At 34.7% G+C, this 12,532-nt stretch carries 6 protein-coding genes and 2 rRNA genes; all 8 read left to right on the forward strand.

All coding sequences use genetic code 11. From position 1 onward, the window contains the following. Nucleotides 1-14: 14 nt before the first annotated feature. The 8 genes from cobU (at nucleotide 15) to J4863_RS02015 (ending at nucleotide 12,499) form a co-directional block, all read left to right on the forward strand. A complete protein-coding gene (cobU, locus tag J4863_RS01980) occupies nucleotides 15-578 on the forward strand; it encodes a bifunctional adenosylcobinamide kinase/adenosylcobinamide-phosphate guanylyltransferase (protein ID WP_211618819.1) in 564 nt (187 codons plus the stop codon). 171 nt (nucleotides 579-749) lie between these two features. Continuing rightward, nucleotides 750-2,918 carry a S8 family serine peptidase gene (locus J4863_RS01985; protein WP_211618820.1) on the forward strand — a complete coding sequence of 723 codons (2,169 nt, stop codon included), beginning with the start codon at nucleotides 750-752 and terminating at the stop codon, nucleotides 2,916-2,918. A 111-nt stretch (nucleotides 2,919-3,029) separates the two neighbouring features. After that, nucleotides 3,030-4,559: a cobyric acid synthase gene (locus J4863_RS01990; protein ID WP_211618821.1), complete on the forward strand. Its 1,530-nt coding sequence runs from the start codon at nucleotides 3,030-3,032 to the stop codon at nucleotides 4,557-4,559. Between the two features lie 2 nt (nucleotides 4,560-4,561). Continuing rightward, nucleotides 4,562-5,602, forward strand: a complete 1,041-nt coding sequence (gene cbiB, locus J4863_RS01995; protein ID WP_211618822.1) for an adenosylcobinamide-phosphate synthase CbiB — start codon at nucleotides 4,562-4,564, stop codon at nucleotides 5,600-5,602. A gap of 91 nt (nucleotides 5,603-5,693) precedes the next feature. After that, on the forward strand, nucleotides 5,694-6,611 hold the full coding sequence (locus tag J4863_RS02000; RefSeq protein WP_211618823.1) for an acyltransferase: 918 nt from the start codon (nucleotides 5,694-5,696) through the stop codon (nucleotides 6,609-6,611). 34 nt (nucleotides 6,612-6,645) lie between these two features. Next, the gene (cobD, locus tag J4863_RS02005; RefSeq protein ID WP_211618824.1) at nucleotides 6,646-7,791 is read left to right on the forward strand and encodes a threonine-phosphate decarboxylase CobD; all 1,146 of its coding nucleotides are present in this window, start codon (nucleotides 6,646-6,648) and stop codon (nucleotides 7,789-7,791) included. 166 nt (nucleotides 7,792-7,957) lie between these two features. Next, nucleotides 7,958-9,469, forward strand: a 16S ribosomal RNA gene (locus J4863_RS02010). Between the two features lie 119 nt (nucleotides 9,470-9,588). Further along, a 23S ribosomal RNA gene (locus tag J4863_RS02015) occupies nucleotides 9,589-12,499 on the forward strand. The 16S and 23S rRNA genes sit together here, the layout of an rRNA operon. The last annotated feature ends 33 nt before the right edge of the window (nucleotides 12,500-12,532 follow it).

Here is a 12,532-nt window from a genome sequence, read left to right on the forward strand (position 1 = left end):
GAAAGGGGGAAATAATGGCATTAATTTATGTTACGGGTGGAGCAAAGAGTGGAAAAAGCAAGTTTGCAGAAGATTTGTTGTTATCTATGAATAATGGTAATCAGAAAAATATATATCTTGCAACTTCCATTGTTTATGATGAGGAAATGCAGACAAAAGTTGATTTACACAAGGCTAGACGACAAAATAAGTGGATTATAGTAGAAAGTTATAAAAATATTTCGGAAAGTTTGAAAGATTTTTCAGTAGAAAATAATAATATGCTTGTAGATTGTTTGACGAATATGGTAAGCAATATTATTTTTGAAAATATGGAAATTGATTGGGATAATCCTAAAAAAAATCAATTGGAGCAATGCGATAAAGCCGTAGAAAAAGAAGTTCTAGAATTATTGAAAACTGCAAAAAATTTTGAAAATGTAGTAGTTGTATCAAATGAGCTAGGAATGGGAATAGTCCCTGCATACCCACTTGGACGATATTTTCGTGAAATTGCTGGCAAAATGAATCAAATGGTTGCTGAAAAGGCAGATGAAGTGTATTTTGTAGTTTCAGGGATATCAATAAAAATAAAGTAGTAGAAGTAATTATTTTGATTTTTAAAAAGATAAGTAATATAGTAACACTAAAAATCCATCGAAAAGTTTTGTTAGAATGGGAAAATAACGAAAAAGGGACTCTATTTAATTGAATAGAGCCTTTTTTTATGATATAATTGTTCATTAAAAAAATTATATATTGGAGAAAAAATGAAAGAAACATTAATATTGTTAACATTATTTTTAAGTTTAAACAGTTTGAGTGCAAGTCTAAAAATGACAAAGGAAAAAACAGATAGTTTAGAAAAAGATGCAAAGTATATAAAATATAAAAAAGAGAAACACGAAAAGATGGATGAAAGTAGCTACATTCAATTTTCTGATCTTGGCTATGGAGTACAGGATTTGAAAGCTATAACAGGACTTTCAAATATAAATGTTTATGCAAGTAATAAACCTACAAAAGAAATAGATGATGCTCATACTTCAAAAATGATAAAAAGCTTTAAAAATGCAGTGGGAGAAGATTGGTTTTTTAGAAATAAGGATAGATACTATATAATGTCATCATTTACTAATCCTAGATGGTGGAGTGGAATAATAGTAAATTCAAAATTTGGAGTTTATGGTGGGAGAAGTTATTTAAGTGGCGATGGAATTTATTTTGGAAATGTGATAAATGAAGTATTACTTGGAAGAAATGGTTCTAGACGAGTGTTTACTGATAATACTGATAATAGAAATCTTTTTATTACAGCTCTTGATAATTCAGAGGATGAAGGTGATTATAAATTTCATAATACGAGTGGTACTAAAATAGGAGATATTGTAGTACCTACAACAGAAACGATGATATTTCCAAGTTTTGGAAGTGAGGCACAAAAATTAATAAGAAGTGACAAGATATTTGTAGGTGAGTATATCTGTAGAGATGATGGAGGATTTGAATGGGAATTTGAAGTTCCTAAGAGGATAGCTAAAAATGATAAAAGAGAAAGTAATTATAACGAAGATTCGTATACTTGTAATTTTGCAGCTTCAAAAGGAGAAATGGCAAATTTTGCATTGTATAATAGAGCGGCAGCTGTAATTAGTAATGGTGAAATAAAAGCAGTAAATAAATATTCTCACGGAAGTTCGTATGCAACTCCAAAAGTAGGAGGTTATGCGTCACTCATTCAAGAAAAATTTCCAAATATGAATTATATGCAAATAAAACAAGTTCTCTTAACAACAGCATATAGACCTAAAGATGAACTTAGTAACATAGCTGGATGGGGAGCCGTAGATATTGAAAAAGCCTTAAAAGGTCCATCAAGTTTCAATGCAGGATTAATTGAAGAAGAAAAATTTTTTACAGGAAGATATGATAAAATTTTTGACAAAAAAGGAAATGTCTATTTTTATGCAGATGTAAAGGACAATGATAAGTGGGAATGGTCAAATGATATTGGTGGAGGATTGACAAGCGTTCCATCAAATGATAAGACATACAATTTTCTTGTGAACTATGACAAGTATAAAATAACAACTGAAGGAAAAGAAAAGGGTGTAATAGAAAATATGAATATAAAAGCTGTACTTCCTAGCGAATACAATTATTATGAAAAATTAAGTAAATATAATACAGGACTTAGAAAAGCTGGTACAGGTACGCTTATAACAACAGGAAATCTAAATTATAAAGGTCCAACTCAAGTTTTGGAAGGTACACTTGAAATTGATGGAGATGCTATAACTTCACCTATATGGGTATTTGAAAATGCAACTCTTGTACTAGATGGAAAAAATCAGACATTAAAAGAAGTAAATGCAGATGGAGGACTTATAAAAGTATATGGAAAAGTTCATATAAATGAACTTGCTATGACAGGAATATCTGATATAAAACTTTATGGAAAAGATTCAGAATTAACAGTTGATAAATTTATTTCAACTAAGGAAAAGGCAGAAAAATTAGGTGATATCCAAGATGTGGAACTAAAAAAAGTTTCAGAAGTCAATGAAAAATGGGGAGCAAACGATGTAATAATCAATGAATATAAAGTTGTAGATCTTCCAAGAGAATTTTATTTGAGCAATTTTGGAAGTGAATTGAAAAAATTTGATACTAATGATTCTTATGAAAAAATGTATGAAAAATTAAAAAAGAGATACACAATTTTTAGGGATTCAGATGAATCAATAAAAATCGAAGTTCCAGGATACAAAAATGGTGTTTTTGCAATAGAAAAAGATGCAGATTATTCTGGTTTTGATCCAAGAGAATACTCAGATAATATGATAGGAGTAATTTCCTCACAGGACGATTTAAAATCAATAGATTCTGATTTTAATTTTGTTCCTCTTGATAAAGCCTTAAAAGATGCAAAAAAATAAAGGAGAAAGAAATTCAAAAACTTATTTGCTTATAGTATTTTTATCGGTTATAATTATTTTAAGGAAAATAATTATAACCTTTTTAGATAAATGAAAATAGGAGTAAGATTTATGGATAGAAAACACAGAAATATAATGATATTAGGAACAGGGTCAAATGTAGGAAAAAGTATAATTAATACAGGGTTATGCAGAATTTTTTATCAAGATGGATTTAGCGTATCTCCTTTCAAATCACAAAATATGGCTCTAAATTCGTTTATTACGAAAGATGGAAAAGAAATGGGTAGAGCACAAGTGGTACAGGCTGAAGCAGCTAACATTGAGCCAGAAGCATTTATGAATCCAATTTTGTTAAAACCTACAACAGATAGAAAATCTCAAGTTATTGTGAATGGGAAAATATTTAAAAATATGGATGCAAGAGAATATTTTGCGTATAAGCATAACTTGAAAGGCGAAATTATGAAGGCTTATGAGCATATTAGAAAAAATTTTGATATTTGTGTACTGGAAGGAGCAGGAAGTCCTGCAGAAATTAATTTGAAGGAAGATGATATTGTAAATACAGGAATGGCTGAAATGGCTGATGCACCTGTTATTTTGGTTGCAGATATCGACCGAGGAGGAGTTTTTGCAGCAATTTATGGAACGATTATGTTGCTTGAAGAAAGTGAAAGAAAGCGTATAAAAGGTGTGATTATTAACAAGTTTAGAGGGGATAAAAGTCTTTTGACTCCAGGAATCGAAATGATAGAAAATCTTACGAACGTGCCAGTTTTAGGAGTAATTCCGTATGTAAAACTAGGAATTGAAGAGGAAGATAGCCTTGGAATTGATAAATATAAGCAAAAAAAAGATGCGAAAATAAAAATTTCGGTAATTAGGTTGAAGAGAGTTTCTAATTTTACAGATATTGACGCTTTGGCTCATTATGAAGATGTTTCGATAAAATATGTGGAAAAAGCAAGTGAATTAGGTGACGAAGATATGATAATTATTCCTGGATCTAAAAATACGGTTGAAGATATGAAAGATTTAATTGAAAAAGATATTAGCCGACAAATTGTGAGATTAGCTAGAACAGGAACCTTTGTTTTTGGAATTTGTGGTGGTTTTCAAATGCTTGGACAAAAAATTTCAGACCCTCACGAAATGGAGTCAAATCTAAAAGAAATCAGCGGATTAGGACTTTTAGAAATTGAAACGGTCATGGAAAAAGGAAAAGTTACGACTCAATACGAAAATACAATAAAAAATGCTAGTGGAATTTTAGAGGGAATTAGTGAAATAAAAGTGAAGGGATACGAGATTCATCAAGGTTACAGTTATCCAATAGAAGAAAAAAGTTCTGAAAATAAAGAAATGTCAGAGGATAGCATAAAATGTATTTTTGGTGATGAAAAAATAAAAGGAATTGTGAAAAATAATATAATTGGAACATATTTGCATGGAATTTTTGATAATTCAGAATTTACGAATTATTTGTTGAATGCAATTAGACGGAAAAAAGGTGTCGATGAATTAAGCGAAAATTTTAGTTTTGCAGAGTATAAAAATAATGAATATGATAAATTAGCAAAGATTTTGCGAGAAAATTTAGATATGAAAAAAATATATGAAATAATGGACGGTGAGTAATTATGAGCTTATTATCAAAAATTTTTATTGCATATATTTTAGACTTAATTTTTGGTGATCCGATAAATGTAACACATCCAGTACAGATTATTGGGAAATTGATAGATTTTTTAGAAAAAAAATTATATACCAAAAAGGAAGAAGAAACGGAAGAATTTGATGTTGAAGAGAAAAAAATAGGAAAAGATAAAAATAATAAGACTTCAAAAAATCTTTCTCAAGAAATAAAAAAACGCAATTTTTGGAATGGAATGTTAATGAATATTTGCGTGATTTTTATTACGTTTGTATCAATGTTAATTTTAGAAAAATTAAGTCAAAAAAATATAATTTTTACATTTTTTGAAATTTACTTAATGTATACGATTTTTTCTATAAATTCTTTAGCAAGAGAAGGAAAAAAGGTTTATAAAATTTTGCAAAAAGGAAATTTAGAAATTGCTAGAAAAGAGCTATCTTACTTGGTTTCTCGTGATACTGAGAAAATGGATAAAATAATGATAATTCGAAGCACGATGGAAACAATTTCAGAAAATACAGTCGACGGAATAATTGCTCCAATGTTTTACATGTTTATTGGGGGCCTACCACTTGCAATGACCTACAAAGCAATAAATACAATGGATTCAATGGTGGGATACAAAAATGAAAAATATATGGATTTTGGGAAGTTTTCAGCAAAAATTGATGATATTGCTAATTTTATTCCCGCTAGAATAACAGGAATTTTAATAATTATTTCAAGTTTCCTTCTAGGATTTGATTACAAAAATGCAAAAAAAATATTTTTCAGAGATAGAAAAAATCATAGCAGCCCAAATTCTGCACATTCAGAAGCAAGTGTAGCTGGGGCCTTAGGAGTCCAATTTGGTGGAAAAGTTTCTTATTTTGGAAAAGAAGTCGAAAAACCAACAATTGGTGATAAAAAAAAGGAATTTAGAACAGAAGACATTAGAAAAAATATTAGAATAATGTACGTCACAAGTTTTGTTGGATTAGTAATTTTTTCATTAATAAGATTTATTATTTTTAAAATTTTATAGAATTAAAAAAATTAATTTAAGATTGTGGAACAAAAAATATAAAAAATTGACAGAAATTATTCTCTCAAAAAGAAAGGAGATACTTAAATTTATGAATATCGACATAATCAGAATAATTGCTTTAACCTTCATAGTAATGTTGCACACTCTAAATCGTCAATATGGACTTGATATTTGGATGGCAGGATATTCAGTTATCTCAATTGGAGTAACCCTTTTTATCATGATAAGTGGTTATTTATTACTCGATAAAGTCGAAACTACAAAAGATTTTTTCAAAAAAAGGTTGATGGGAATAATCCCTCTATTTATCACATTTAATATAATATATGTTTTTATGTATAAATTTTCATTAATAAAAAATAATGGAAAGAGTCTTTCAGCCCCACATTTTTGGTACATTTACATGATTTTAGGATTGTACCTTTTAACGCCGTGGTTGAGAAAAGTACTAAAATATGCAGAAAAGGAAACTTTTTTTGTAATAATCATATGGTTTTTATGTAATATTTTAAATCCATATTTAAGATTTTTTCATTTAAAAGGAATTCCGTTTTCCAATTTTCCAATCGTAGGATTTTTTGGATATTACTTAATCGGATACTACTTCAAGAAATACAAAGAAAAAATTTCTAAAATACCGATATTTTACACTTTAGGAATATATTTTTTCGGATTTTTAATAAGTTTTTTTTCAACAAAATATATTTTAAACACAACAGGAAAACAAATATCCAATTTTTTTGATAAGAATTCCCTAGGAACTTTTTTCATGACAATATCATTTTTTGGATTTTGGCTAAAATTTAGGTTTAAAGAACGAAAAAAAAGTATAAAAAGTATTTCAGACGCAACATATTTTGCATATTTAGTCCATTTAATTGTTTTAGATTATGTAATAAGAATAAGCGATGAAATGATTTTTAAGTCTATCGCAACAATTGTTATAAGTCTTTTAGCAGGAATAATTTACAACAATATTAAAATTCTATTTCATAAAAAATATTAAAAAACTTGTAAAAAATAAAGAAAGGAGATGTGAGATGAATAAAGAAAAAACAGATTTTCACGGAGGAAACATATACAAAATTTTTAGAGAAAAAAATATGGATAAAATCTTAGATTACAGCTCAAACATAAATCCTTACGGATTACCAGAAAATTTAAAAAAAGAAATTTTTGAAAAATTATTTGTTTTGGAAAGATACCCAGACCCAGATTATATCGAACTTAGAGAAAAAATAGCAGAAAAAAATAATTTGAATATAGAAAATATAATTGTTGGAAATGGAGCTACAGAAATAATTTTTCTTTTTATGAAAATATTATCTCCAAAAAAAGTTTTAATAGTATCTCCAACTTTCGGAGAGTACGAAAGAGCGATAAAAGCCTCAACATTAGCTAATGATAGCCTTGAAATAAATTATTTTGAATTAAAAGAAACAGAAAATTTTGTTTTAAATGTCAAGAATCTTGAAACAGAATTAGAAAATAACTATGATTTATTAATTTTATGTAATCCAAACAATCCAACGGGACAATTTTTAAAATTAAAAAAATTAGAAGAGATTTTAAAAATTTGTGAACAAAAAAATACAAAATTATTCGTAGACGAAGCCTTCGTAGAATTTGTAGAAGATTGGGAAAATGAAAGCATAATAAATTCCAAAGAAAATAAAGAAAATTTATTTGTAATTCGAGCTTTCACAAAATTTTTCGCAATTCCAGGCTTAAGATTAGGCTATGGAATTTGTTTCAATAACAATTTGTTAAAAAAAATGCTAGAAAAAAAAGAACCATGGAGCGTAAACAATATAGCAGATTTAGCTGGAAAAACTGTTTTAGATGATGAAAATTATATTCAAAAAACAAAAGAATGGATAAAAGATCAAAAAAAATACATGTATGAAAATTTAAATAAAATCGAAGGTTTAAGAGCCTATAAAACAGAAGTAAACTTTATTCTTTTAAAAATTGAAGATAATTTGTTAGAAAAAGGTTTAGATGTAAAAAATCTAAGAAAAAAAATGTTAGAAAAAGGCATTTTAATTCGTGATGCATCAAATTTTATTTATTTGAATAAACATTATTTTAGATTGGCAATAAAAGACAAACTAAACAATGAAAAAGTAATAGAAACTTTAACGTCCATTTTAAAAAAATATAAAAAAAAAAAAAAAAGTAGTTGACAATCTTTTTTGTTTTTGATATAATACCTCTTGTCGATACGAAAATGTATCATGTACAATAAACAAATAAATAGAAGAAGCATATACCATAAAAGATGTGATAAATAAGGACTTTTAATAATAAAAAGTTCCTGTCAATAAGACTTTAAAAGGTGAAAATAAATATTGAATGAAGAGTTTGATCCTGGCTCAGGATGAACGCTGACAGAATGCTTAACACATGCAAGTCAATGGGGAAACGGTGCTTGCACCGTGATAACCATGGCGGACGGGTGAGTAACGCGTAAAGAACTTGCCTCTTAGTCTGGGATAACAGATGGAAACGACTGATAAGACTAGATATTATTAAAGCTTCGCATGAAGCTTTAATGAAAAGAGATGCTAAGAGAGAGCTTTGCGTCCTATTAGTTAGTTGGTGAGGTAACGGCTCACCAAGACGAAGATAGGTAGCCGGTCTGAGAGGATGAACGGCCACAAGGGGACTGAGATACGGCCCTTACTCTTACGGGAGGCAGCAGTGGGGAATATTGGACAATGGAGGAGACTCTGATCCAGCAATTCTGTGTGCACGAAGACGGTTTTCGGATTGTAAAGTGCTTTCAGCAGGGAAGAAGAAAGTGACGGTACCTGCAGAAGAAGCGACGGCTAAATACGTGCCAGCAGCCGCGGTAATACGTATGTCGCAAGCGTTATCCGGAATTATTGGGCATAAAGGGCATCTAGGCGGATATACAAGTCAGGGGTGAAAACTTAGGGCTCAACTCAAAGCTTGCCTTTGAAACTGTATATCTAGAGTGCTGGAGAGGTGGACGGAACTACACGAGTAGAGGTGAAATTCGTAGATATGTGTAGGAATGCCGATGATGAAGATAGTCCACTGGACAGCAACTGACGCTGAAGTGCGAAAGCTAGGGGAGCAAACAGGATTAGATACCCTGGTAGTCCTAGCTGTAAACGATGATTACTGGGTGTGGGCATGAAGAGTGTCTGTGCCGAAGCTAATGCGATAAGTAATCCGCCTGGGGAGTACGACCGCAAGGTTGAAACTCAAAGGAATTGACGGGGACCCGCACAAGCGGTGGAGCATGTGGTTTAATTCGACGCAACGCGAGGAACCTTACCAGATCTTGACATCCTACATAGGCCTGTGAGAACAGGCCGTGCCTTCGGGAACGTAGAGACAGGTGGTGCATGGCTGTCGACAGCTCGTGTCGTGAGATGTTGGGTTAAGTCCCGCAACGAGCGCAACCCCTATAGTTAGTTACCATCATTAAGTTGGGGACTCTAACTAGACTGCCTGCGAAGAGCAGGAGGAAGGTGGGGATGACGTCAAGTCATCATGCCCCTTATGATCTGGGCTACACACGTGCTACAATGGTTGGTACAAAGAGGAGCAAAACGGTGACGTGGAGCAAAACTAAAAAGCCAATCTAAGTTCGGATTGAAGTCTGCAACTCGACTTCATGAAGTTGGAATCGCTAGTAATCGCAAATCAGCAATGTTGCGGTGAATACGTTCTCGGGTCTTGTACACACCGCCCGTCACACCACGAGAGTTGTTTGCACCTGAAGTTACTGGTTCAACCGTAAGGAGGAAGGTACCTAAGGTGTGGATAGTGATTGGGGTGAAGTCGTAACAAGGTATCCGTACCGGAAGGTGCGGATGGATCACCTCCTTTCTAAGGAGTATATAAATACTAAATCTGTTTGGATTATGTTTCTTCTAGCATAAGGACAATGGGAAATGAATAGTAGGTAAAAAGATTACAATGAAAACAGGAAACTGTTAGAGTTAGAATAAAAAGCTATTAAGGGCACACGGAGGATGCCTAGGCAACAAAAGCCGATGAAGGACGTGATAAGCTGCGAAAAGCTTGGTAGAGGTGCACATAACCTTTGATGCCAAGATGTCCGAATGGGAAAACCTATATGTGTAAATCACATATACGAAAGAGGTAAGTCCGTGAACTGAAACATCTAAGTAACGGGAGGAAAAGAAAGTAAAAACGATTCTCTAAGTAGCGGCGAGCGAACGGAGAATAGCCTAAACCATATACATGTAAGTTGGCGACGTTGTGTATATGGGGTAGAGGGACTTTAATAGACTGATAGCCATAAAGTTATTTTACTAGTAGAGTAAGTGGAACACAGCTGGGAAGCTGGACCAAAGAAGGTGATAGTCCTGTAGAACGTAAAACTATTAGTGAAACTTAAAGCACCCGAGTAGCATCAAGCACGAGGAATTTGGTGTGAATCAGCGTGGACCATATCACGTAAGGCTAAATACTTTTGTTGACCGATAGAGAAGAGTACCGTGAGGGAAAGGTGAAAAGAACCCTGAGTAAGGGAGTGAAATAGAATTTGAAACCGTGTGCTTACAAACGGTAGGAGCTCGCAAGAGTGACTGCGTGGATTTTGGTTAATCATCCTGCGAGTTATGATATATGGCAAGGTTAAAAAGAATGGAGCCGAAGGGAAACCGAGTCTTAATAGGGCGATAAGTCGTATGTCATAGACGCGAAACCTAGTGATCTAGGCCTGTCCAGGTTGAAGCTAAGGTAAGACTTAGTGGAGGACCGAACTCACCGCCGTTGAAAAGTTGGGAGATGAGATAGGTCTAGGGGTGAAAAGCCAATCGAACTAGGAGATAGCTCGTTCTCTCCGAAATGCATTTAGGTGCAGCCTTAATTTTAAGATATGTGGGGGTAGAGCACTGTATGATCTAGGGGGCGTATTGCTTACCGAAATCAAGCAAACTACGAATACCATATATTAATGATTAGGAGTGAGTCTATGGATGATAAGGTCCGTGGACAAAAGGGGAACAGCCCAGACCACCAGCTAAGGTCCCTAATTATGTCTAAGTGGGAAAGGAGGTGGATATTCACAGACAACCAGGAGGTTGGCTTAGAAGCAGCCATACCTTAAAAGAGTGCGTAATAGCTCACTGGTCGAGAGTATCTGCGCCGAAGATGTAACGGGGCTAAGACATAAACCGAAGCTGTGGAAGATGCTTTCGCATCTTGGTAGGAGAGCGTTCTGTAAGCCGATGAAGGCAGGCTGTAAGGCCTGCTGGAGGTATCAGAAGTGAGAATGCAGGAATGAGTAGCGAGAAGGCGGGTGAGAATCCCGCCGGCCGGAAGTCCAAGGTTTCCAGGGGAAGGTTTGTCCGCCCTGGGGAAGTCGGGACCTAAGCCGAGGCTAAGTAGCGCAGGCGAATGGAAAATAGGTTAATATTCCTATACCACTTAATTAACGTTATTACTGATGGAGTGACGCAGGAAGGTATGTGAGAAGGCTGACGGTTTAGCCTTTCTAAGGAAGTAGCGTGAGCATATAGGTAAATCCGTATGCTTAAACGTGAGAACTGATGGGTAAGCACCTCTTGGTGTAAGTCACAAATCCTACACTGCCAAGAAAAACTTCTAAGGAGGAAATTAAGTGCCCGTACTGTAAACCGACACAGGTGGACAGAGTGAGAAACTTAAGGCCGACAGGCTAACTCTAGCTAAGGAACTCTGCAAAATAGCCCCGTAACTTCGGGAGAAGGGGTGCCTATATTACTTGAGAAGAGAAACACTTCAAGGGGAAATAGGTCGCAGTGAAGAGTCTCAAGCAACTGTTTACCAAAAACACAGGTCTATGCTAAGCTGAAAGGCGACGTATATGGGCTGACACCTGCCCAGTGCCGGAAGGTTAAGAGGAGGATTGAGAGATCCGAATTGAAGCCCCGGTGAACGGCGGCCGTAACTATAACGGTCCTAAGGTAGCGAAATTCCTTGTCGGGTAAGTTCCGACCTGCACGAATGGTGAAATGATTTGAGAGCTGTCTTGGCTGGAGGCCTGGTGAAGTTGTAATGTCGGTGAAGATACCGACTACCTGCAGTAGGACGGAAAGACCCCGTGGAGCTTTACTGTAGCTTGGCATTGGGTTTTGGCAATGTGTGTATAGGATAGTTGGGAGACTATGAAGTAATGGCGTCAGTTGTTACAGAGTCGCTGTTGGAATACCAACCATATGTTGTTGAAATTCTAATCTGGTATCGGAGACAGTGCTAGGTGGGCAGTTTGACTGGGGCGGTCGCCTCCAAAAGAGTAACGGAGGCGTTCAAAGGTTCCCTCAGGTTGGATGGAAATCAACCTAAGAGTGCAAACGCATAAGGGAGCTTGACTGCGAGACTGACGGGTCGAGCAGGTACGAAAGTAGGAGTTAGTGATCCGGTGGTTCCGTATGGAAGGGCCATCGCTCAACGGATAAAAGCTACCCCGGGGATAACAGGCTGATACTTCCCAAGAGTCCATATCGACGGAAGTGTTTGGCACCTCGATGTCGGCTCGTCTCATCCTGGGGCTGGAGAAGGTCCCAAGGGTTGGGCTGTTCGCCCATTAAAGAGGCACGCGAGCTGGGTTCAGAACGTCGTGAGACAGTTCGGTCCCTATCCACTGCAGGCGCTAGAATATTGAAAAGATCTGTCCTTAGTACGAGAGGACCGGGATGGACAAACCTCTGATGTATCAGTTGTCACGCCAGTGGCATGGCTGAGTAGTCACGTTTGGAAGGGATAATCGCTGAAAGCATCTAAGTGAGAAGCCCACTTTGAGATGAGTGTTCTTTTAGTATCCATCGAGAACAGGTGGTGATAGGCTGGAGGTGTAAGTATAGAGATATATTTAGCTGACCAGTACTAATATTACGAAAGCTTTTAATATTCTTTTTACCGTACTATTTATTTCTCATTGTC

Origin of the sequence: Leptotrichia sp. oral taxon 221, assembly GCF_018128245.1 — a bacterium.
Taxonomy (GTDB): Bacteria; Fusobacteriota; Fusobacteriia; order Fusobacteriales; family Leptotrichiaceae; genus JABCPH02.

Bases quoted from the DNA above. Each gene is read 5' to 3' on its own strand.
- J4863_RS01985 (WP_211618820.1), top strand. From the start codon at position 750: ATGAAAGAAACATTAATATTGTTAACATTATTTTTAAGTTTAAACAGT.
- J4863_RS01990 (WP_211618821.1), top strand. From the start codon at position 3,030: ATGGATAGAAAACACAGAAATATAATGATATTAGGAACAGGGTCAAAT.
- cbiB (WP_211618822.1), top strand. From the start codon at position 4,562: ATGAGCTTATTATCAAAAATTTTTATTGCATATATTTTAGACTTAATT.
- cobD (WP_211618824.1), top strand. From the start codon at position 6,646: ATGAATAAAGAAAAAACAGATTTTCACGGAGGAAACATATACAAAATT.
- cobU (WP_211618819.1), top strand. From the start codon at position 15: ATGGCATTAATTTATGTTACGGGTGGAGCAAAGAGTGGAAAAAGCAAG.
- J4863_RS02000 (WP_211618823.1), top strand. From the start codon at position 5,694: ATGAATATCGACATAATCAGAATAATTGCTTTAACCTTCATAGTAATG.